The sequence below is a fragment of the Haloquadratum walsbyi J07HQW2 genome, assembly GCF_000415985.1.
Classification (GTDB): domain Archaea; phylum Halobacteriota; class Halobacteria; order Halobacteriales; family Haloferacaceae; genus Haloquadratum; species Haloquadratum walsbyi_B.
In genome coordinates, this window is record NZ_KE356561.1 from 2895345 (window position 1) to 2917047 (window position 21703).

Annotated in this window: 20 protein-coding genes and 1 pseudogene; 15 read left to right on the forward strand and 6 right to left on the reverse strand. The window is 47.5% G+C overall.

Annotated elements, in window-relative coordinates; all coding sequences use genetic code 11:
* Positions 1-74 precede the first annotated feature (74 nt).
* The gene (locus J07HQW2_RS13660) at positions 75-818 is read left to right on the forward strand and encodes a diphthine--ammonia ligase (protein WP_021056159.1); all 744 of its coding nucleotides are present in this window, start codon (positions 75-77) and stop codon (positions 816-818) included.
* 196 nt (positions 819-1014) lie between these two features.
* Here J07HQW2_RS13660 and J07HQW2_RS13665 read toward each other — a convergent pair whose 3' ends face one another.
* Positions 1015-1977 carry a nucleotidyltransferase family protein gene (locus tag J07HQW2_RS13665; protein ID WP_021056160.1) on the reverse strand — a complete coding sequence of 321 codons (963 nt, stop codon included), beginning with the start codon at positions 1975-1977 and terminating at the stop codon, positions 1015-1017.
* Between the two features lie 271 nt (positions 1978-2248).
* Between J07HQW2_RS13665 and J07HQW2_RS13670 the strand changes: the two genes are divergently transcribed.
* Positions 2249-2515: a transcriptional regulator gene (locus J07HQW2_RS13670; RefSeq protein WP_048075698.1), complete on the forward strand. Its 267-nt coding sequence runs from the start codon at positions 2249-2251 to the stop codon at positions 2513-2515.
* A 6-nt stretch (positions 2516-2521) separates the two neighbouring features.
* On the opposite strand, the gene hpt is transcribed toward J07HQW2_RS13670, so the two are convergent.
* Positions 2522-3088: a hypoxanthine/guanine phosphoribosyltransferase gene (gene hpt / locus J07HQW2_RS13675; protein ID WP_021056162.1), complete on the reverse strand. Its 567-nt coding sequence runs from the start codon at positions 3086-3088 to the stop codon at positions 2522-2524.
* A gap of 522 nt (positions 3089-3610) precedes the next feature.
* On the opposite strand from hpt, the gene J07HQW2_RS18875 reads away from it, so the two are divergent.
* From J07HQW2_RS18875 to J07HQW2_RS13720, 10 genes are read left to right on the forward strand one after another with little or no spacing between them, the layout of a single operon-like run.
* Positions 3611-3931 carry a hypothetical protein gene (locus J07HQW2_RS18875; protein ID WP_021056164.1) on the forward strand — a complete coding sequence of 107 codons (321 nt, stop codon included), beginning with the start codon at positions 3611-3613 and terminating at the stop codon, positions 3929-3931.
* Between the two features lie 16 nt (positions 3932-3947).
* Positions 3948-4817: a monovalent cation/H+ antiporter subunit E gene (locus J07HQW2_RS13680; RefSeq protein ID WP_021056165.1), complete on the forward strand. Its 870-nt coding sequence runs from the start codon at positions 3948-3950 to the stop codon at positions 4815-4817.
* Positions 4817-5143, forward strand: a complete 327-nt coding sequence (locus J07HQW2_RS13685; RefSeq protein ID WP_021056166.1) for a cation:proton antiporter — start codon at positions 4817-4819, stop codon at positions 5141-5143. Before J07HQW2_RS13680 ends, J07HQW2_RS13685 begins: the two co-directional genes overlap by 1 nt.
* 1 nt (position 5144) lies before the next feature.
* Positions 5145-5501: a monovalent cation/H(+) antiporter subunit G gene (gene mnhG, locus J07HQW2_RS13690; RefSeq protein WP_021056167.1), complete on the forward strand. Its 357-nt coding sequence runs from the start codon at positions 5145-5147 to the stop codon at positions 5499-5501.
* The gene (locus J07HQW2_RS13695; RefSeq protein WP_021056168.1) at positions 5498-6043 is read left to right on the forward strand and encodes a DUF4040 domain-containing protein; all 546 of its coding nucleotides are present in this window, start codon (positions 5498-5500) and stop codon (positions 6041-6043) included. The genes mnhG and J07HQW2_RS13695 overlap by 4 nt, the downstream gene beginning before the upstream one ends.
* The gene (locus J07HQW2_RS13700) at positions 6040-6591 is read left to right on the forward strand and encodes a Na(+)/H(+) antiporter subunit B (RefSeq protein WP_021056169.1); all 552 of its coding nucleotides are present in this window, start codon (positions 6040-6042) and stop codon (positions 6589-6591) included. Before J07HQW2_RS13695 ends, J07HQW2_RS13700 begins: the two co-directional genes overlap by 4 nt.
* Positions 6588-6956 carry a cation:proton antiporter subunit C gene (locus tag J07HQW2_RS13705; RefSeq protein ID WP_021056170.1) on the forward strand — a complete coding sequence of 123 codons (369 nt, stop codon included), beginning with the start codon at positions 6588-6590 and terminating at the stop codon, positions 6954-6956. The genes J07HQW2_RS13700 and J07HQW2_RS13705 overlap by 4 nt, the downstream gene beginning before the upstream one ends.
* Positions 6949-8460 carry a monovalent cation/H+ antiporter subunit D family protein gene (locus tag J07HQW2_RS13710; RefSeq protein WP_021056171.1) on the forward strand — a complete coding sequence of 504 codons (1512 nt, stop codon included), beginning with the start codon at positions 6949-6951 and terminating at the stop codon, positions 8458-8460. Before J07HQW2_RS13705 ends, J07HQW2_RS13710 begins: the two co-directional genes overlap by 8 nt.
* Positions 8460-10604, forward strand: coding sequence for a cation:proton antiporter (locus J07HQW2_RS13715; RefSeq protein WP_021056172.1), 2145 nt, complete (start codon positions 8460-8462; stop codon positions 10602-10604). The genes J07HQW2_RS13710 and J07HQW2_RS13715 overlap by 1 nt, the downstream gene beginning before the upstream one ends.
* A complete protein-coding gene (locus J07HQW2_RS13720) occupies positions 10601-12511 on the forward strand; it encodes a Na(+)/H(+) antiporter subunit D (protein WP_021056173.1) in 1911 nt (636 codons plus the stop codon). The genes J07HQW2_RS13715 and J07HQW2_RS13720 overlap by 4 nt, the downstream gene beginning before the upstream one ends.
* 126 nt (positions 12512-12637) lie before the next feature.
* On the opposite strand, the pseudogene J07HQW2_RS13725 reads toward J07HQW2_RS13720, so the two are convergent.
* Both J07HQW2_RS13725 and coaBC read right to left on the reverse strand, forming a co-directional pair.
* Positions 12638-13934, reverse strand: a pseudogene (locus tag J07HQW2_RS13725) (RNA-guided endonuclease InsQ/TnpB family protein).
* Between the two features lie 227 nt (positions 13935-14161).
* Positions 14162-15340 (reverse strand): bifunctional phosphopantothenoylcysteine decarboxylase/phosphopantothenate--cysteine ligase CoaBC, encoded by a 1179-nt coding sequence (gene coaBC, locus J07HQW2_RS13730; RefSeq protein ID WP_021056176.1) that lies wholly within the window; start codon positions 15338-15340, stop codon positions 14162-14164.
* Positions 15341-15528: 188 nt separating this feature from the next.
* Between coaBC and J07HQW2_RS13735 the strand changes: the two genes are divergently transcribed.
* The 3 genes from J07HQW2_RS13735 to J07HQW2_RS13745 all read left to right on the forward strand — a co-directional run bounded on the left by J07HQW2_RS13735 (position 15529) and on the right by J07HQW2_RS13745 (position 19579).
* Positions 15529-16089: an SRPBCC family protein gene (locus J07HQW2_RS13735; protein WP_021056177.1), complete on the forward strand. Its 561-nt coding sequence runs from the start codon at positions 15529-15531 to the stop codon at positions 16087-16089.
* A 330-nt stretch (positions 16090-16419) separates the two neighbouring features.
* Positions 16420-17757, forward strand: a complete 1338-nt coding sequence (gene trkA / locus J07HQW2_RS13740; protein WP_021056178.1) for a Trk system potassium transporter TrkA — start codon at positions 16420-16422, stop codon at positions 17755-17757.
* 217 nt (positions 17758-17974) lie between these two features.
* Entirely contained in the window at positions 17975-19579 is a 1605-nt protein-coding gene (locus tag J07HQW2_RS13745; protein ID WP_021056179.1) for a TrkH family potassium uptake protein, read from the forward strand.
* An 86-nt stretch (positions 19580-19665) separates the two neighbouring features.
* Here J07HQW2_RS13745 and J07HQW2_RS13750 read toward each other — a convergent pair whose 3' ends face one another.
* Both J07HQW2_RS13750 and gatC read right to left on the reverse strand, forming a co-directional pair.
* The gene (locus tag J07HQW2_RS13750; RefSeq protein WP_394324649.1) at positions 19666-21105 is read right to left on the reverse strand and encodes an amidase family protein; all 1440 of its coding nucleotides are present in this window, start codon (positions 21103-21105) and stop codon (positions 19666-19668) included.
* Positions 21102-21380 (reverse strand): Asp-tRNA(Asn)/Glu-tRNA(Gln) amidotransferase subunit GatC, encoded by a 279-nt coding sequence (gene gatC, locus J07HQW2_RS13755; protein ID WP_048075309.1) that lies wholly within the window; start codon positions 21378-21380, stop codon positions 21102-21104. The genes J07HQW2_RS13750 and gatC overlap by 4 nt, the downstream gene beginning before the upstream one ends.
* Between the last annotated feature and the right edge of the window lie 323 nt (positions 21381-21703).

Here is a 21703-nt window from a genome sequence, read left to right on the forward strand (position 1 = left end):
ACATTATACGTTCATCTAACTAACAATACAGTAATAAAATTGAATATGAACCACTATAATCAAAACTCTACATCATGAAACTGTCCGATAATAAACAATCTGATCACTGGGTAAGTCTTTTTTCCGGTGGTAAGGACTCCTCATGGGCGCTATATCGCGCGCTTGGGGATGACCGTGATGTCACACATCTGCTCACCGTACATCCAAGTGAGGACTCATACATGTATCATGTTCCTGAAACGGGACTCGCTCAGCTTGCGGCTGAGAGCGCTGGAATTGAATTAATTGAGATTGATCCAGATGATTTCGACGCATCCAGTGCGGTCAACGCAAGTACACAGGGTGACCGTGAGTTAGAGCCGCTTGAGAATGCACTTGCGGAACTTGATGAGACGCTCACAGGAGGTATCACCGGCGTTACTGCTGGGGCGGTCGAGAGTGAATTTCAGACGAGTCGAATACGAGGAATGTGTGATCGACTCGATATTGAACTCTTTGCACCACTTTGGCAGCGCGATCCGATGACACTTGGTAAAAATATGATTGCTGCAGGATTCGAGATTATCATTGTTCAGGTCGCAGCGCGTGGTCTTGATTCCTCATGGCTTGGACGCACTCTTGATACTAAGACATTGTCAGAACTCGCTACACTCAATGATCGCTATGGAGTCCATGTGCTTGGTGAGGGTGGTGAGTTTGAAACGTTCGTGACCGATGGTCCACATCTCTCTCGACCAATCGAAATTGAGTATACAACTACGTGGAAAGGAACACACGGTTACATCGATGTGACAAATGCAACGCTTGGGTCAAAATGAGAAACACCGATTAATATTGTTTAGTAAAACTCGTACGCAACGTGGGATAGAAAAATTGTGATTGAATGACTTCTGTGGGCGTTTCCCCATCCTCGCATCTTTGATATCCGCTGGAGCATATGAGTACGGATGGATTGCTTATTTTCTTACTGACAGCTAAATGTGAATCAAAAGTAGTGGAATAAAGACACCACTTTCAGTGACGGATTTGTGAGTACGACCCGATGAGTGTGTCAGCGAGATCAACCGCTTCAACGCTACTTTCTTGATCAATAACGCTATCACTGATCGTCGCAGCATTAATGTCGGTGTTTTTGAACACGACTGTTCGTTCAAGCTCAGAATCAACAACAGACGCTCCAGACATAATGTGGACATTATCACCTAGTGTTGAGTCTTCGACAGTTGCTGTACTATCGATGAATGTTTCTCCGTCAAGATACCACGATACAGCATCAAGATAACTCTCTGGCGTTCCAATATCAAACCACGCACCATCGAATGTGAACGCATGTACAGATCCTCGATTCTGTAGCCATTGCATCAACCAGCCAGGCTCATCAGGATTATTCCCATCTGCAAGATATGTTTCAAAGTTTGGAAGCGTCTCTGCTGGGAATGCATAACATGCAATCGAGACTAACGTGCTTTCTGGATTGTCTGGTTTCTCTTGAAAATCGATAACCCGATCATCAGCAAGCTGCACCAGTCCATATGACGATGCACGATCTTTCGATCCAACATCATACGCAGCCAGACAAGGGGTTCCTTTCGATTCAAAGAAATCGACGAACTCACCCAGATCGAATGAAAGTAAGTTATCACCAGCGACAACGACGAGATCATCCGAAACGTTCTCGCGGTCAATTAGCTGTTCAAGCGCACCAACAACTCCGAACTTTTCATTTTCTTCACTTGTGTCCTCAACAGATAATGTTGGTTTCTCATACGATGATGACTCAATATAAGACTCAAAATCATCGGCAAACCGTTCATTTGTGCTAACAAACACCTCATCAACCCGGCTGTCTTCCTCAAGATCCTCAAAGATAATATCAATAACAGTGCCATCACCAACTGGCAGAAACATCTTTGGTCGGTCTTTTGTGATTGGCCACATCCGTGTTGCGTACCCACCTGCAAGAACGACTGCTTTCATAGCCTAGGACTCTTTCTGGAGTGACAAGTATGTTTCCAAACAGTATGAAAATACAGTGAATCGTCCTGAAATATATATTCCCCCGGAGCTGCTATTGATATAAATGGATAAAAATAATCTATCACCTGACACAGAAGAGACCCACTCTCAAGCAGACTCAGCGCATCAGCCAGGGTCTAAGACGACCACAGAATCAGAATCATCGACTGACGACACGGTAGAATATACTAAACCCACAGCACAATCAGACGCACAAACAACGCGAGAGCATATCAGAGCCGAAATCCGGACAACACCACAAACAGCCTCAGAATTAGGATCGCTCGTCAATATCCCTCGCAGCGTTGTCTTTGGGCATGTCGATCATATTGCACGAAGTGTTGATTCAGCTTCTGATGAACAATTTTTGGTCGCCCCTCCGACATGTAAAAACTGTGGCTTTGATCGGTTTGATGACCCAATCAATAATCCATCACGTTGTCCCGATTGTCGGTCTGAGCGGATATCAGAGCCGGAGTTTGTCATTGAACCGCTGTGATAAGAGCTAATCGTCCCCACTAGAATCTACAATGTCAACTGTTCCATCCGTCACACGAACATTAATGAGACTTTTAACATTATGACTACTATTATCTAGTTCGTTTGGACCGGCTTTCTTGATCACAGCGACGGTATCAACGACTTCTGCACCAATTTCACCGAGTGCATCGAGTACTGCCCGCATTGTTCCACCCGTAGAGAGAACATCATCAAGAACAAGAACTCGCTCGCCATCACGAACATCATTAATATACATCTCGTTCTCAGCATAGCCCGTCTGCTGACTGAGTGAGACTTCACCTTCTAGCCCGTACTGACGCTTTCGAATAACAACGAGTGGAATATCAGTCATCAACGACACGGCTGTTGAGATATGAATCCCCATTGCCGCCGGTGTTACAATCTTATCAACATTGTCAACCTCGACTTTGCGAATGATCTTGATAACGATTTCACGAAGTAACTCTGGTCGTAACACTGGGACACCATCGCTGACAGGGTGCACGAAATACTCATAATCACCTTTCTCAATAATTGGCGCCTCAAGTAGCGATTGCTGCAGCTTATCCATGTCGATGGTATTCTATGTCATATATAAAAGCTGACGATTCATCTTGTTATTGAGTGTGTTGTTAATTTAATTTTTATATCTACTGTTTACTCTTGATCATCAAAGCCCTGATTAATTTTGAGTAACCTCAGCACAAATGGCTGAATAAGATGGAATACAGGAGAAGCTTGGCGGACGGGTGCTATTGACGTTGCAAGTGTCATTCCTCGTCTGTTATTCGCCGATCTCCAAATGATCCGGATTATTTGCCCATTCCATTCAGCTATTATTATCGTATATCGTGCTGTTTCACCGGCAACAGCGCTGAGAGATGACTGAGGCGTGAACTCAGTGTCACCTACAAGAGCAAGTTGCTTCAGGCCAATTGCATCATCATTTGAATGTCTGATATCACCTTCATATGTCAGTTAGCTACAATGGAACGGAAGACGTATTTGGGTGCTTCAACAATTGTCAATAACATATGAGCCGAGAGCCCGATGACGCACAACCGCTGGTCATCCACGCCGGAGGTGAGTAATAATGGCGGGCAGCACTGCTGATGCACATTCTCGTCTGCTCGTACCTGTCAGAGAGTCCACGACGATTCGAAATACCGTTGCGTACGCAGTTCGCGCTGCTGAGTCAGCAGCAACAGCGAGTGAGGATCCGGCTGTCCACTTCGTTTATCTCTCACGACAACGAGCGGTTGATGACGGCGCTGCTGGTAATATTTCTTCGGGTGATGAACTTTTAGAACGCGTGACTGTGTGGGCAGATGAGGATAGGAATACTGCTGCTGGAATCGGAATCGGAATCGGAAGCGGAAGCGAAAGCGGAAACGAAAGGTTCTGTAAATGCTGATACTGCCGATGAGAATGTGATCGAGATCGAAACGGCACTTCTTGGCACGGATCGATATCTATTCAGTCCTGCTGACTTTGCTGAGATCACCACTGACTACGCTGAAGAACATGATCTTAATCGGATTATTATCGATCCCGAATACCAACCTGGTGGAGGAGCACCGATGCTTCGGTCATTTGAGACAGCCCTCGCACAGACGGACTGTACCGTTGAGGAAGCTCCGGTTGACCGCCAAACCAGTCGATCGCGAATATCAACCCCTTCAACGCTGACGAAAGGTATTGCAACATTTCTTGTTTGCAATGTATTTTATCTCCTCATCGCCGGATCGATAACCCCATTTAATCTCTTGACTGGTTCGGTAACTGCACTTGCTGCCTCAATCGCGTTTTCGAATATTACATTCACTACTTCGCCAGGGTTCATTCAAACTGGTATTCGTGTGCTCCGAATGGGTGTATTTGTTCCATATCTCTTGTGGGAGATTGCAAAAGCGAATCTTGCAATTACGTATATCATTCTTCATCCATCGCTTCCAATCGACCCGGAGATGCAGCAGTTTCGCGCTGGCGTTCGAGGGGCCCTCCCAGTGATGACGCTTGCAAACAGCATCACACTTACTCCTGGAACGTTAACAGTCGATGTTGATGATGGGCTCTACATCCACACATTGACTGAAAGCGCACGTGCTGATCTTAGCGCCGGTGGTCTAGAGCGAGCAGTCCGATTCGTTTTTTACGGACGGGCAGGCGCCCGACTTCCGGCACCGACAGAGCGCAATAGTATCGTTTCGATTACAACTGATCCTGACTCCGAGTCTGATCTCAATACCGATATCATTACTGAGTCATCTTCATCGCAGACACCACAGGAGGCTGACTAATGTCTATATCGCTAACAGCCATTATACAGAGTAATATTGATCTTGGTCTTAACGACCCAATCGAAGCTGTGTTTATTGGGGCTGCTGTTATTCTTATTTTGTCAGCAGTCATACTCTCATATCGAATCGTTTCTGGACCAACGATGCAGGATCGAGTTATCGCAGTGAATAGCGTTGGGACAACAACAGTCGTTGTTCTAGCACTCCTTGCGGCAGCACTCGATCGTCCTGGTTTTCTTGATATTGCTCTTGTGTATGCAATGTTGAATTTCCTGATGAGTATCGCTATTTCGAAATTTACTGTCGAACGCGGAGACGTGCTCTAAAATGTCTCCTCTCGACATTATTGCCACTGTACTTGTTCTTCTCGGGACATTTTTTGGACTTGTTGCCACCATTGGTGTTATTCGACTTCCCGATTTGTACACTCGTGCGCACGCTACCTCAAAAAATGATACTCTTGGTATTGTGCTTGCACTAACGGGTGTTGCACTGGTATTTGGGAGTGGTGTGACAACGGCGAAAACAGTTTTACTAGCAGTATTTGTTTTCATTACAAATCCGACGGCTGCACATGCTATCACGCGTGCAGCGTATGATCAAAACATCGTCCCATGGACGGCAGAGGCGGAAGCAGAAGTGAATGTGAACGCGAGTGCAAATGCGGAGGGTGAGGACCGATGACTCCACTTCAGTGGGGGATCCTTGCTTCTGTCCTCTCGCTTGCTGTGGTTGTCGCTGCTGCGGCAGTCCTGCTTCAGGATGTACTTAATGCAATTATTGCATTCGCCACGTTCAGTTTTGGTGTTGCGATCACATGGATTCTCTTTGCAGCACCAGATGTTGCGCTCACGGAGGCTGCAGTTGGAGCTGGTATCACAACAACACTGCTTCTTGTGACAATTGCACGAACAGTTCGTCAGAGTGGTGACCGACTTCTTGAAAAAGTTGACCCCCGTGCGGCTATAACAGCCATATTATTCGCTGGACTCCTTGCGACAACGGTTGATGATCTCCCCGCAGTCGGAAGTCCACAGTCACCCATTGCAACGTCATCAGTAACATCATATTATATTGAGAACGCGTATCCAGAGACAGGAGTTGAAAATGCTGTTACCGCAGTGCTAGCCGCATATCGTGGTTTTGATACCCTTGGTGAGGCGACCGTTGTCATTGCTGCTGGGCTTGCCGTTCTCGTTGTTCTTCAACAGGAGTCATATGCATGAGTAACAAATCATCCACACCCACATCGACGTCCGCTGATACTCACGACCGTACAGAAAGTATTGCTAACCCTACATACGTTGAAAGCACAGTTATTATGACGACTGTTAGGCTGGTAGTCCCATTTATTTTCACCTTTGGGCTGTTCGTGATGTTCCATGGTGCTGACTCCGCTGGTGGTGGCTTCCAAGGTGGCGTCATCGTTGCCTCAACGGTTCTGCTCCTTGCATTCGCGTTCGGCATCGATGCGACACGAAGATGGATCGAAGGACCGCTCATCCGAACTGCAATTGCGACTGGTAGCGGATTATTCATTATCATCGGACTTGGTTCGATATTGGTCAATGGTCAATTTCTCGAATACGCTGCATATGATATTGGAACTACTGGTATAAAATACGGAATTGAACTGGTTGAACTCGGAATTGGTTCGATTGTCTCAGGTGTCCTCATTGGGCTATTTTATACACTTGCCCGCGGAGACATGCTTACGCAGGGAGATATTACTCAGCCTTCACCACAGAAACAACAGGAAAATGATGGCTCATGACTCCAATTGAACTACTTACCTCACGATTCAGTTATATTATCTACGTCGCATTAGTTGGTATTGGGTTGTATGGAGTTATCAACAGCTCAAATCTTGTCAAGAAGGTAATTGCACTAAATATATTTCAGGTTGGCATCTTCTTGTTTTTCATTGCTGGTGGGTATGTCAACAACGCCGCCCCTCCGCTTGTTGAAAAGGGGACTGAGGCTGTGTATGCGAGTCCACTCCCACACGTGCTTATCTTGACCGCTATTGTCGTTGGAGTGAGCCTCACTGCTGTTGCACTTGCACTCATTATTCGTGTGTATAATGCGTATGGTAGTCTTGATGAAGATGTGATTCGAGAGGTGCAATTAAATGACTGATGCGCTTCCATTACTCGTAGTCATTCCATTATTTGCAGCCCTCTTCCCAGTCGCTCTTGGATATCTCTGGAACGATGCTGGATGGGTTACAGCGGCTATCACTGCAGTTGTGCATCTCGGGCTTGCAGGTATCGTTGCACAACAGGTACTAAATAGCGGTCAATTTAATTATGCTGTTGGCGGATTTCAACCACCGATAGGCATTGAACTTGTTGCTGATAGTGTTACTGCGGTGCTTGTCGTTCTCGTTTCGATTATAACGATTCTTACTGTCGCGTATGCTCGTCGTGCTGGACCACATCAAAATGCGTTCTACAGTGAACTGTTGTTGCTTACTGCTGGCGTATCTGGTGTCATCATTACCGGCGACTTATTCAATCTATATGTCTTTCTCGAGATTACCGGTCTCGCAACATATGCACTTGTAGCCGCCAACCGATCACCTGCAGCAGCACTCGCGAGTGTCAAATATCTTCTTGTTGGAACAATTGGCGCATCGTTGTACCTCCTTGGTGTCGGATATCTCTATATCGCTACGGGGACATTAAATATGGCTGATCTTGCGAGTCAATTACCGGCAGTTGGATATGACACACCACTTGTCGTGACCGGGTTTACATTGTTGATGACCGGACTTGCGATTAAAACAGCCCTGTTCCCAGTTCATACATGGCAGCCAAATGCATATGCTGAATCACCACACAGCGTCACCGTATACATTGCTGCATTGGTATCTACTGCTGCCGCATATGCGATATTCCGGATCACATACACAGTGTTCAGCACTTCATTTGCATCGGCTGTTCCGCTTGCACTTGATGCGCTTGCATGGGCTGCGGCAGTGAGTGTCATTGTCGGATCCGTCCTGGCTGTCGTTCAATCAGATCTCAAACGAATGCTTGCATATTCTTCGGTCGCACAATTTGGTCTTATTATTGCTGGAATCGCAGTAATGAATGAAATAGCGCTCACAGGGAGTTTAGTCCATCTTGTTGGTCATGCTGTTATGAAAGCGGGTCTATTCGTCGCCCTTGGAGGGCTTGCAAGCATTGCTGGAGGGCGGACGATTGATGATATGATCGGTCTTGGTCGACGTGCACCGATTGTGAGTCTTGGATTTGCAACGCTTGCGTTTGCGCTTGTTGGTGTCCCACCAGCCATTGGATTCGCCGGAAAATGGCAGATTGTACTTGGTGCAGTGTCAGCCGGTCATTGGGCTGTTGCAACGGTTGCTGTTGTCAGCACCATGCTTACACTCGCGTACTTCTTACGTATTGTTGAACGCCTATATTTCCGATCACCGTCTTCGGTCCCAGTTGATGAACAAACATCAGACATGAGTACAAACATGACAACAGATGGCGGCAATGCTACGTTACCATCATCAATTAGTACAACAACTCGTGTAATCGTCACACTCTCTGCAATCAGTGCAATCGGACTTGGACTTGCTGCATCAGATCTTATTGTCGTCTTGGAACCAGCATTGGAGGTATACTTCTAATGGCTGAGATTACATCATTAAGACCACTATTAGCGGTCATCCTCCCGGCTATCGGTATCGCCGGAATTGTTCTCTCACGCCGATACCCGAATATTCGAGAGGGAGCGACAATTCTCACTGCTGTTTCGACGGCTGGTGTCATTGCAAGCCTCCTCCCCGCTGTCCTTAGTGGTAGTGCGTATGTTACCAATCTCGGGACGTTTGTCCCTGGTGTCGCTTTTAGTCTTCGCGCAGATGCGCTTGGAACACTCTTTGCACTTCTTGCAAGCTTCTTGTGGATTATTACGAGCTTCTATAGCATTGGTTACATGCGCGGACTGGATGAGCATGCACAAACGCGATACTTTGCTGCTTTCGCAGGAAGTGTTAGCGCAGCAATCGGGGTTGCCTTTGCATCAAATCTCATTATTCTATATATTTTTTATGAACTGCTCACTGTTGCAACGTATCCGCTTGTCACACACGATGAAAGCGATGTAGCACGGGCAGCAGGTCGAAAATATCTTGCATACACCTTTGGTGGTGGTGTTGCCGTTCTTGCCGGTATTGTGCTTGTTTTCTGGTCAACCGGTACTGTTGCATTTACCCCTGGGGGAATTGCTGAACTCGCCTCCATCGACCCACTTCTCGCTCGTGGCGCCTTTGCCCTTCTTGCTGGTGGATTTGGTGTAAAAGCAGCACTCATTCCCGTCCATTCATGGCTCCCAGACGCGATGGTCGCCCCAACTCCAGTCTCGGGACTGTTACATGCTGTTGCGGTTGTCAAAAGTGGTGTCTTTGGGATTTCTCGTCTCGTTCTCGACGTTTACGGTCCAGAAACAGTTGCACAACTGGGAGTTGGGGTGCCACTAGCTGCTGTTGCTGCGGTGACGATTGTCATTGCGAGTGTGATCGCGTTGAGACAAGATAATCTCAAACGACGACTTGCATATTCAACGATTAGTCAACTTTCATATATCGTCCTTGGGCTTGGCTTATTTTCCCCGGCAGCACTCATCGGTGGGTTACTTCACATCCCTGCACATGCGTTTATGAAATTAACACTATTCTTCTGTGCAGGCACTATTCATGTTGAGACTCATACCGATAACATTAGCCAGATGGCTGGAATTGGTCGGCGAATGCCACTGACAATGAGTGCGTTTGCTGTTGCAAGTGTTGGAATGGCTGGATTGCCACTTGTCGCAGGATTTGTGAGTAAGTGGTACCTGCTTATTGGATCCGTTGACGCCGGTTATCCAATCTTCGCAGTTGTGTTGCTTGGCTCGGGGATACTAAATATCGCATATTTCTGGCCGATTGTATATCAGGCATTTTTCCAAACTGCAGCCGAAACAGATGCGAAACCAGTCATCGAATTTTCACTCGGTGGTCGATGGAACTCAACTCGAACCGATGGTCGTGGACATGAATATGATGATGACCACGACGAAGCCCCCGACACTGACGATAGCGATGACAGTACCGATGTAGTTGATACCATTATCAATGAACGGTCTGGCGATGCTGACGATGCATCGGCGCAACAAAAACCACAACAAATGGCAAATAATCCTGGCGATCCAGACGCAGAAACGACATACGCTGTTGATATTTATCCAAGCGACCACGATACCTCTAGCAAAACAGACTCTGGAGAAATGAAAGCCACTGCTGATGCGTCTTCACCAGCGCCTGATAATGAAACCGCAACACCAGATATGAATAGAACACAAGACAGCCGTGACATGGAAATTAGTTCATCACCAGACCCATCAACCGAATCTACTCATACATCAGATGCCCCGCCTGCCGATGTGTCTGAGAGTGAGATGGAAGCAAATACAAATACAAATACAAGTACTGGTGCCGGTACCAGTGCCAGCAACAGTCATACAGATACTCAGACACCGACGCCGAACAATCGTCCTGACTTTGATCTCTCAAGTGATAATGATACACTTGAAGCCGAAGAACACGATTCGCATATGTCAGATCCTATGTGGGAACAGCGCACTATTTGGACAGAGAGCACGTGGTTTATGATTGCACCAATTGTAGTTGCTGTTACTGGGGCAATTGCGCTTGGGATTATCCCACAACAGATTGCGTTTCTCTCGCTGATTGAGCAAATTGTCTCTGCAGTAATGGGGGTAATAATATGAGTGGGCTCTCTGCATTGATTTCTGCCATCATGTACGTGTTTACACTTACCGGGACGTTTTCACGGTCAATCACCACTGCTTTCTCTGATATCACGTATGCACTACTCCCGGCTGCTGCGGCACCGTCATTACCGACCATCGAGTTCGTGCTTCCATTTCCACCTGCATTTGCAATTCTCAGTATCGCGCTCATTGCGCCATTTCTCTCACGGCGAGTTGGTCATGGATTAGGGGCGATTGTGACCGCTGGTGTTGCAATTATTTCACTTATTTCGCCTACTGGCGCACACTTACCGGTTACATTCCTTGGATTCGATGCTGTGTTATTCAATGTAGATGCATTCTCCCGGGTAATGGGCGTTATCTTTGGGACAATTGGTGCAGCGGCAGTCCTTTATTCATACTCATCACAGGCATCGAACCGACAGACAGCCTTTGCACTTGGCTACGTCGGGACAAGTGTTGGATCAGTGTTTGCCGGTGATTGGTTAACCCTCGTTTTCTTTTGGGAGTTGATGGCTATTACCAGCACGGCACTAGTCTGGGACTACGGTGGTGAAGCCGTTCGTGCTGGATTCAGATATGCCATCTACCACGGCATCGGTGGAAGCTTACTGATTGCAGCCATAATCTGGCATTATGTTGATGTCGGATCATTCCTATTTACCGCAGCGACTGGATTGACGCCAGGTGTCCCTGCTGCACTTGCTGCTGTTGGCATCGGTGTTAACGTTGGGTTTGTAGGATTACATGTGTGGCTTCCAGACACATATCCCCGACCACATATCGCTGCGAGCGTTTTCCTCTGTGTGTATACAACAAAGACTGGTGTCTACGGTCTTGCCCGTGCTTTCCCTGACGGAAACATTCTCATTGCATACATGGGCGCAGCAATGGCGTTGGTCGGCGTTGTATACGCACTCTTACAAAATGATATGCGCCGGCTACTATCATATCACATTCAATCACAGGTTGGATATATGGTTGCCGGGATCGGGATTGGAACCGCTCTGGCGACAGCAGGCGCGTTTGCACACGTATTCAATCATATTCTGTATAAAGCACTGCTGTTCATGACTGCTGGTGTCGTTGTCTCTCGTGTTGGTGAAGAAAATCTAAAATATCTCGGTGGACTTCGCCAGTATCTCCCACTCACTGGATTGGCGTTCGCCATCGCAGCGCTATCGATTAGCGGATTTCCTGGATTTAATGGCTTTGTCAGCAAGGGCATGATCACCGCAGCAGCTGATAAAAAGAATCTTGATGGAATCTTCTATATATTACTTGCGGCTGGCGTCGGAACATTCATGTCATTTATTAAATTCGGGTATTATGCATTCATCCGCTCAGCTCCTGATTCGGGAGCAATCGGTGATAATGCCGATACTGACATTATTCCATCAGCGACTGGTCAGCGTATTGCGATGCTCGGCGTCGCAGTGTTATGTGTCGTGTTTGGGTTATTCCCAGATGCACTCTTTGCACTTCTTCCGGGAAGCACTGCTGATGCACATCCATTCACTCTGGGGCACCTCGCTGAAGGTGTCATTCTTGCTGTGCTTGGCATCATTGGATTCGCACTTGTCAAACGACCAATATCCAATCTTGGAAGGATTCCCGATGTTGATGCCGTGATCAATCCTGGATCGTTTTATATCACTCGTGGACTCGTTCGCGGAACAACAGAACTATTCGCGACCGTTGATACTATGATTCAGACTATAGCAGCGCGCTCACTCACGATTACTGCTGATCCGTATAGCGCGGTCCGACGACCAGCCGCGATACTTCTCCAACGAGACCCGGACACGCTGACTGATGGAAGCCTACAGGCAACGATCGGAACAAGTGTCCTTCTTGTTGTCGTCGTACTTGTGATTGCCTTTGTCGGAACAATGTCCATGTGATTATTGGTCACGTTCCGCTCTCACAGTCAAGCTGAGTTGATGTTGACCGATTTATTTCCTTTCTCGAAAAGATGAATCGACAATAAGACGAGCAAATACAGAATACAGATACCACAAAGATAGGAGTCAGTTACCCACGACTGAAGTCGTGGGCTTGTCAGTGGACGGAGGCGGTGTAATCGCCGTTCAGGTTCAGCGTCCCTGACGGTAGCGCACACTGACAGGGTGCGCCTCCGCTCGAAGACTTCTGCCCCGAGCGGAGACGTTTCAACAATTTCCGAGCGATGTTCTTGCTCGCGTTATAATCCGCGTTCAACTCGTCCTCACACTTCTGGCACACGAACTGGTGTTTCGACCGCCGATTCGAGTCATCTGTCAAGCCACATGACGAACACCGTTGACTCGTGTACGCAGGATTCACCTGCGTCACCTCGGGACCGAACATCTCGGCTTTGTACTCGACGTACTGGTACAGGCGGCGGAACGCCCATGCGTGGAATCGCTTTGCACCAGCCATCCGGTCACGAATCCCAGTCAAGTTCTCGAATGCGACGTGTGTACAGCCGTGGTCGCGGGCCTCTTCGAGAATATGGTTCGAGGCACGGTGGAGCTCATCCTGCATCCAGCTGTGTTCGTGGTCTTGCATCGACTGAATTGATAACTGTGCCGACCGTGTGCCTGTCTGTTGCATCGACCCGCGAGTCTTCTCGAACTCTCGGCGTCGGTGGTTCATCTCGTCGGCGTTCCCGATGAACGTGCCTGTGGAAGTTACAGCGAGCGAGCCGTCCACGTTCAGGTCAACACCAAGGACTGTTCTGTGCTTGGTATCGGAAGAAGGAGTCGTGGAGTGCTCGTGCTCGTGCCCTTGCTCGTGCTCTTGCTCCCGTGGTTCGGCGCATCCGTGCGTGGAGGTAGAACGACTCTGTGGGGCGATCGTACTGCACCGTGGACATACGGAACTCGTAGTCCTCGTTCAGCAGGTACTCACCAATCGGCGCTCCCTCTGAGTCGGTGGGAATCACGTAGTCACACTCGACCCGACCCGACCCGACGGTTCACTGTCGAAAGGGAAACGTGGTCACGGTGGAACGTCGCTGAACGCTTGTCGTAGACAACGCTCCACGCATCGAAGTGCGGTTAACTCGTGTTGTCGCCTTTCTTGAGTCGGGCGATACCGCTTTTGATGGTCTCGATAGCACGCCGAATCCCTTTCTGGACGAGGTTTGCAGTCAACTCTGTCTCGTTTCGGAGTTGGTCGTAGAGGGTGTTCTCGGCCTTCTGTTTCGAGGTCACGCAGTAGTCGTTCGGGTGTCTCCAAGCCCACTCGCACAGTGGAGAACTGATTTTTAGTCTGATGGAGGTCGTCACACCGCTCGTCGGGCACGTTGAGTTTGACTTTGACGGTGCGAATCACGTCCTCCATCCGTGTTTCACATGTACATCCTGAATTGGCTCTTTATAGATCATACGATTGGCGTGGGGGAGGGGAGTCAGACTGCTATCGCTCGTGGGTTGTTTCGGGGGTTGTCGGATTCCTCCCACGAGTAAAGTCGTGGGCTTCCTCCTTGCATCTGTGTGAGATTTTATCATAGAAAAATAAATAATACTGTTTTTGCTTGTGAAGAGACAACAATGTGAATCTGAAGTCATTCATTCCGTGGTTTCTTTCTGATCACTACTGAATTTCTCAACGAGTTTATCTGCGATGGTCGCACCAAGAGCTTGTTTTGAATCATCAACCACTGTTGTCGAATCATCAATGACAATTGCACGCGTCTCAGCAGCACCCATCACCGAGGCATCGTTTGCGACGACGAAAGAAAGGGTAACTCGATCACGAAGGCTCTCTGCGATAGCAATCATTGATTCCTCATCACCCGATGTCTCAGCTTTAAATCCGACCATCGGGAGATCCGGGTACGCATCCCGTACCGCGTCGAGAAGTTTTTCTGTTGGTTCTAACTCAAGTGTTCGTGGCTTGCCCGATCGAAGCTTTTCTGAGGCAGTATCAACAGTATAATCACTGATCGCAGCTGCGGAAATAAACATATCAGCTCCGGTATCAAGTGTTTTAAATACCGCAGATCGCATCTCTGCGATTGACTCAACTGACCGTGTTTGTGCATAATGAACATCATTTCCAGTATGAATAAGTGTGACCTCAGCTCCACGTATGTGACATTCGCGTGCAACAGCTCGACCTGTCCGTCCTGAAGACCTATTTGTAAGTACTCGAATAGGATCGATTGACTCTGCGGTTGCACCTGCGGTCACCACAATATGCTGCCCACCGAGTGGTTGTGACCCCGCAGCGCTTGCTACTGCGGTAACAATGGCATCTTCTGTTGCAATCTTTGCTTTTTGCTCCTCAATACGTGGAGAAACAAACGTTACACCCCACGATTCAACAGTCTCAATCGCATCAAGCACTCCTGGGTGATCATACATCGGCTCATGCATCGCAGGAGCAATGATGACTGGAACGTCCGCACCAAGTGCTGTTGTCGCACATGTCGTTACTGGAGTGTCATCGACTGCCGTAGCGATCTTTCCAACCGTGTTTGCTGTTGCTGGGGCAAGTAATAAGACATCAGCCCATCCAGACCGACCGCACATCTCAACATGTTCGACTTGACCGGTTATTTCCGTCACGACTGGATTTTCAGTTGCGAACTCGACAGCCCACGGATGGATGATGCCCTGTGCGCTTTCTGTCATCACTCCACGAACAGTCGCACCCTGTCGACGTAACTCATGGGCGAGTTCAACCACCTTGACAGCGGCTATGCTACCCGAAACACCCAATGCGACGTTAACACCGTTCAGCATTATTATAACATTTGACAGGCGTCGGCTAAAGCCCACGGTGTCAACCCACACAGGATCAGAGGAATATGTCTTACTTTAATTACAAGATGATACTATAGTTAATTCGAGGTTCCCCTATCGTTGCTTACTTTCATACCATACTATCCAGCATAACACTCATTTTGTTTCGGTAAAAGCCATGAACTACTGTGGATGAACTCACTGTTAGCACTATTGTGTATCGCCCTCCGAATGAAATATATGATTTTCTTATCAAATTCCAACGATATGCTGCATACTCAGATCACCTTCGAGAGGTCACTGAACGGTCAAAGTCTGCGAGAGCTCATAGTTCCAAGACAGAAAATACACAATATGGACTAAAATTCGCATGGTGGAAACTAACGTACACCGTCGAATCAGAGGTGACGAATACCGATAGGCCGCACAGCATTGAGTGGCGTATCATTGAAAATCTCAGTGCTCATGGTAGATGGCGACTTAGAGAGATAGAAGGCGATTCACTCCCCGTCACTGCCCCAGAAACGGCTGATAAAGCCACCCGCGTCATATTTGAAGCAACATATGATCCTGATTCAGCAAATAAAGGCAGTATCAGTCTTCCACGATTTATTCCATTTGGACGGGTAATTGATCGACTTGAGCCTGCAATACAGAGGGAAGCAGAGGATACGGTTGAGCGTGTTGTGGCAGATATTGAGGGTCGCAAAAGACCGGTTGAACTCACGGTTGAACACCACTCAACATGAATATTCGCTGTACGCACAATATTAGTGTCTCAAGTATGTATATTATATACAGTAGCTATAACTCCACATTTGGCTATTCTACATGACAGCTTATGATATATGATCAGTAATACTGATCTCAATGAACAACAGTATCACGGGGTAAATGATATAATAATGAGACAGTCTACAGCTATCTGGATATTACTTTTTGAAGCGTACCTCTAGTTATACTTCGATATGTTATGCAATATAGATAATGCGAAAGAAAAAAACCGCCAGGTCGGACATACTGTGAGAGAGCATAATGAGAATCCAAACCCGACATAATCATCAGATTGAGAGCGTTTTATGGATGTAATTATCGTCGGTGCAGGGCAAGTTGGATCGAGCATTGCTGCTGATCTCGCACCATCACACGATGTTATTGTTGTCGATAGCGATGCCAGCCGCGTCGAGGATCTAAATTATTCACTGGATGTGCTTGGAACAGTCGGCGATGGGACCTCTATGAACACACTTGAAGACGCAGGCATTGAGGAAGCAGATATGGTTATCGCCTCGACTGATAACGATGAGACAAACATCGTTATTTGCTCGACGGTAAGAGCGGTCGCAGATGCGTTCACAATCGCTCGGGTCAAAGATACTGAGTACCTCCGGACATGGCAACGTTCCGATCGTGCGTTCGGTGTTGATTTTATGGTCTGTACGAACCTTCTCACCGCAGAATCAATCGCTCGTATGATTGGACTTCCTGCTGCTCGTGATGTTGATCCATTCGCGAACGGTGAGGTACAGATGGCAGAATTCGAACTTAGCGAGACAAGCCCAATCGCTGGACAAACAATTGCATCAGCTGACCGGTTTGAATCACTGACATTTGCATCAATTTTGCGTGATGGCACTGTGGAGATGCCGCGTGGTGAAACAACACTTCATCCAACAGACCGCGTCGTTGTCATTGGCTCACCTGATAGTGTACAAGAGTTCGCTGACACTGTTGATCCTGAGGAGACAGAAGCGGATCCCGAGGAGGCTGTTGTTATTGGTGGATCAAGGATAGGATACCACGTTGCTCGATTACTTGAGTCACAGGGCATCACTCCCCGAGTCATCGAACAAGGAGATGATCGTGCCCGTGAACTTGCAGAGAAACTCCCTGCGTCTATTGTGATGCAGTCTGACCCAACCGATATCGAGTTTCTTGAACGCGAGCGACTTGGTGATGCAGATGTCGTCGTGACCGTACTTGATTCTGATGAACGAAACCTACTTGTCTCACTGTTAGCTTCGTTGATGGGCGTTGAGCGAACGATTGCGGTGATCAATACAACTGAGTATGTTGATCTTTTTGAGACAGTTGGTGTTGACGTTGGGATCAGTCCACGTGAGGTGGTCGCCGAAGAAATCACACAGTTTACCCGTGAAGGCGATGCTGAGAATGTTGCACTCATTGAATCTGATAAAGCTGAAGTGCTTGAAATTGAGATTGATGCAGACAGCATACTTGTTGATCGCCCAATTCGTGATGCGATTAATGACCTTCCTGATGGGGTTGTTATCGGTGCAATAACTCGTGATGACGAATTCATTACTCCGCGTGGTGATACCGTGATTACAGTTGATGACCACGTCGTCATCTTTGTTGATACTGATGTGGTTGATGAAGCAGCACCAAAGCTCTAAGACGATACATTTAATGACAGACATACACCAGTAAAATTAGATATTCATATTTGCTGTTACTATCTTTATTCCGTTGTCATCGGTTATGTATTATAGGTCAATCTGTTGGATCAGATGTCTAATTATTGGGTACAATAATCGTGTACTGCCAGATTTTATATCTCCTGATTATTTCGAAAGCACTACACGAGGTGCGTGAGAAGTACATACGCTCTTGATGACAATCCGTGTCGATTATAATGCCAGTATCAGCCTTGTTGGGTCTGTATTAAAATACCTTACCGTCCCACTAATCATTCCACTGGTAGTTGCACTTTGGTACGGAGAGTCGGTTATCCCGTTTGTCGCTACGATGATACTCACAGGGACTGTTGGATTTATCCTTGATAGAAGAGAGTCCGATCCAGATATTCGACCACGTGAAGGGCTTCTGATGGTCGCATTAACATGGCTTGCAGTAACGATTGTTGGTGCAGTTCCATATCTTATCGAGGCACATGGAATCCCCTTTATTGCCCCTGCAATCCACCCAGGCTCAACACTTGCAAACCCACTGAATGCACTGTTTGAAAGCATGAGTGGATTCACCACGACTGGGGCGACCGTGCTTGGTGATATCTCATTTTCTTCACACACCCGTTCGATTATGCTGTGGCGACAACTCACTCAGTGGCTTGGTGGAATGGGAATCGTTGTACTCGCAGTTGCAATCCTTCCGGAGTTATCAGTCGGGGGTGCGCAACTGATGGAAACAGAAGCGCCTGGTCCTGGTATTGAAAAACTAACCCCGCGAATCGCTGAAACAGCACGCGCACTTTGGGTTGCATATTTAGGATTAACTGTTATTCAGGCAGGTCTTCTTTACGGACTTTTCTTAACCGGTCTTGATCCACAGATGACATTTTATAATGCCGTTTCACATGCACTGACGACGATGCCGACCGGTGGATTCTCACCTGAGGCACGGAGTATTGAGGCATTCAGTGCAGCCGCACAATGGATTATCATTCCATTTATGATTGCTGCAGGAACTAACTTTGCGCTCTTCTGGCGCGCTATCACCGGTGACCCACGCCGACTACTCAGTGATTCAGAGTTTAAATTCTATATCGGTGTTCTTGCAACACTCACTGCAGTATTAACCGGAATTTTGTTTTCGGCGCAAAGTATACTCATAACCTCACCTGCTGGTGGGACAGTTGATGCAGCATATCTTGAGATGTTACGCTCGACGGTCCCCGGACAATTTGAGCCTGCACTTCGGGATGGACTATTTCAGATCGCCTCTATTACTACAACAACTGGATACGCAAATGTTGATTTCAACGCATGGCGAACACCTGCACAGTATCTTTTATTATTTGCGATGTTTATTGGTGGCTCCGCAGGGTCAACAGGTGGTGGAATTAAAATTGTTCGGTGGTACATTATCCTAAAAACAGTTCGTCGGGAACTCTTCACCACTGCACATCCTGAGGCTATCCGACCGGTTCGACTCGGCGGAAAGCCACTTGACGAACGAGCAGTTCGAGGCATCTACGCATTCACATTATTATATATTATTACCTTCTTTATTGGAGCTGGATTGCTGGCATTTGACGCATTTCGAGTAGGTGCGGATGTGACTACATTAGAACTCCTCTCAGCAACCGCAGCGACGCTTGGCAATGTTGGTCCAGGATTCGGTTTTGTCGGACCAATGGGTAGTTATCTGTCGTTTTCACCTGCAAGCAAATCACTGATGATTATATTGATGTGGATCGGTCGTTTGGAGATACTTCCGGTTATCGTACTTTTAACGCCTGAGTATTGGCAACAATAACGACAACGGTGACGACACTATTTTTTGTAATATTTAGTCGCTAAAATCAACGTATCAACCTCCAATAACATATGATATGTGTTATATCATTCAACAGCCGCAGCCGCTTGGATGATTAACTCTTCACCAAATGCGGGACCAATCACCTGAAGTCCTACTGGAAGTCCATCAACCTCTCCTGCTGGCACTGAGACCGCGGGAAGATTGGCAAGGTTAACCGGGACAGTGTTCGCATCCATTAAATATAATTTAAGCGGGTCATCAATGCTCTCACCAATCGCAGGTGGAAGCACCGGCATCGTGGGCGTCGCCAAGACATCAGCCGTCTCAAAGGCTGACTCAAAGTCCTGTTTTACCCACTCGCGTGCATCCTGCGCCTTTTCATAATATTTCTCATGATATCCAGCTGATAGCGCATATGTTCCTAAAAGGATTCGACGCTTGACTTCCTCACCAAAGCCAACATCTCGGACTGCGGCAAAGGCATCATTCCAGTTTCCGTCGTTCACGTCGACATCTGTGACTATCTTATCGATATTCTCCTGACCAGACTCTCCATCTCCATCTCCATCTCCACCACCTGGTCCGTATCGAACTCCATCGAATCGTGCAAGATTTGACGATGCTTCTGACATCGCAATAACATAATACGCCTGCACTGCATGTTCAAGCGAATCAAGTGAGACTTCAACAATCTCAAGACCTTGTGATTCAAGCTCAGCAATCGCTTCGCGGAACGTCTCAACAACACGATCATCAGCATCATCAAGTAAGTCAGTTACAACACCAACTGTCATGCCGGAGACGTCTTGATCAACAGCTGCTGCATACGTTCTTGTTGTAGCTGGGTGTGATGCTTCTGATTCTGATTCTGATTCTGATTCTGACTGCAACGTATCGACACCACTGATCGATATCTCACCACTGTCAAATCGTGTTGTTGCATCATGTGGGTCAGGACCTGCAATAACGTCGAGCAGCTCAGCCGCTTCCCGAACCGTTGGTGCGATTGGTCCAATCTGTTCAAGTGAGTTCGCATATGCGATGAGTCCGTATCGTGAGACGAGCCCATACGTTGGTTTGATTCCAACGACGCCACAGAATGCTGCCGGATTACGCACTGACCCGCCTGTATCAGAGCCAAGTGCAATATCTGCAGCACCACTAGCGACAGCAGCCGCAGATCCACCCGAAGACCCACCAGGAACGTGACCGGTATCAACTGGATTTTTTGTTGGTCCATATGCAGATGTTTCAGTTGTTCCACCCATTCCAAATTCATCCATATTTGTTTTTCCAACGATCGTCGCCCCAGCTTGTTTCAGTCGTTCAACAACGGTTGCATCATATGGGGGAACATAGCTCGATAGCATTGCTGACCCACAGGTCGTCCGCACACCAGCAGTACTGATATTGTCTTTTACCGCGACTGTCACGTCACCCAACGCGGGTTTGGCTTCCGTCTCAGATTCAACTTCTGGGTCGATTTCCTCGGCAGTGATGAACGCATTTAGATCCATTATTATGATACTCGTGGACCTTTGAATTGCCCATCTTCAGTCTCGGGAGCATTCTGAAGTGCTTCTGATTGATCCAGACTTTCCGTAACCTCATCACTGCGCATCACATTAACAAGGTCCGGTTCATGCTCGACTGCCGGGACTTCATCAAGTGCATCAAAATATGCGAGTATATCTGCAAACTGTGTGCTGAAAGCGTCGATTTCCTCTTCAGTAAGGTCAACCCGTGCTAACTCTGCAACGTGTTCAACCTCATCTGTGTCGACGGCTGAGTCGCTCATATATCTGGGGTGCCGTGGATTAGGAGTAAGGGTTTCGATGCGTGCAAGAGTCAATATCGTCGTGTGTCGTCCATTGTAATCGAGCAGCATCCGCTTTCGCAATAAAAATATGTTAATGACTCACCTTGACAGGAACCGCCAAACTCGGAGAGCTGCACAGCTTAGTGTGTGCACTACCGGCTTCTTATTTGATGCCTACTCCTCAAGTGAACTACCCTGACCTACTCAGCCGTCTGCGACGGCTTCCTTGAGGACAGGGCTTTTTTTCTATGCTCTCGCATTCGACTGTCTGCTTCTACGCAGGGCAGTATCTGAAAGCAGTG

What these genes read in the sequence shown, in the direction of transcription:
- J07HQW2_RS13745 (WP_021056179.1), top strand. Translation starts at nt 17,975, where the DNA reads ATGACAATCCGTGTCGATTATAATGCCAGTATCAGCCTTGTTGGGTCT.
- mnhG (WP_021056167.1), top strand. Translation starts at nt 5,145, where the DNA reads ATGTCTCCTCTCGACATTATTGCCACTGTACTTGTTCTTCTCGGGACA.
- hpt (WP_021056162.1), bottom strand. Translation starts at nt 3,088, where the DNA reads ATGGATAAGCTGCAGCAATCGCTACTTGAGGCGCCAATTATTGAGAAA.
- J07HQW2_RS13710 (WP_021056171.1), top strand. Translation starts at nt 6,949, where the DNA reads ATGACTGATGCGCTTCCATTACTCGTAGTCATTCCATTATTTGCAGCC.
- gatC (WP_048075309.1), bottom strand. Translation starts at nt 21,380, where the DNA reads ATGAGCGACTCAGCCGTCGACACAGATGAGGTTGAACACGTTGCAGAG.
- J07HQW2_RS13705 (WP_021056170.1), top strand. Translation starts at nt 6,588, where the DNA reads ATGACTCCAATTGAACTACTTACCTCACGATTCAGTTATATTATCTAC.
- J07HQW2_RS13715 (WP_021056172.1), top strand. Translation starts at nt 8,460, where the DNA reads ATGGCTGAGATTACATCATTAAGACCACTATTAGCGGTCATCCTCCCG.
- J07HQW2_RS13720 (WP_021056173.1), top strand. Translation starts at nt 10,601, where the DNA reads ATGAGTGGGCTCTCTGCATTGATTTCTGCCATCATGTACGTGTTTACA.
- J07HQW2_RS13685 (WP_021056166.1), top strand. Translation starts at nt 4,817, where the DNA reads ATGTCTATATCGCTAACAGCCATTATACAGAGTAATATTGATCTTGGT.
- J07HQW2_RS18875 (WP_021056164.1), top strand. Translation starts at nt 3,611, where the DNA reads ATGGCGGGCAGCACTGCTGATGCACATTCTCGTCTGCTCGTACCTGTC.
- J07HQW2_RS13695 (WP_021056168.1), top strand. Translation starts at nt 5,498, where the DNA reads ATGACTCCACTTCAGTGGGGGATCCTTGCTTCTGTCCTCTCGCTTGCT.
- coaBC (WP_021056176.1), bottom strand. Translation starts at nt 15,340, where the DNA reads ATGCTGAACGGTGTTAACGTCGCATTGGGTGTTTCGGGTAGCATAGCC.
- J07HQW2_RS13700 (WP_021056169.1), top strand. Translation starts at nt 6,040, where the DNA reads ATGAGTAACAAATCATCCACACCCACATCGACGTCCGCTGATACTCAC.
- trkA (WP_021056178.1), top strand. Translation starts at nt 16,420, where the DNA reads ATGGATGTAATTATCGTCGGTGCAGGGCAAGTTGGATCGAGCATTGCT.
- J07HQW2_RS13660 (WP_021056159.1), top strand. Translation starts at nt 75, where the DNA reads ATGAAACTGTCCGATAATAAACAATCTGATCACTGGGTAAGTCTTTTT.
- J07HQW2_RS13665 (WP_021056160.1), bottom strand. Translation starts at nt 1,977, where the DNA reads ATGAAAGCAGTCGTTCTTGCAGGTGGGTACGCAACACGGATGTGGCCA.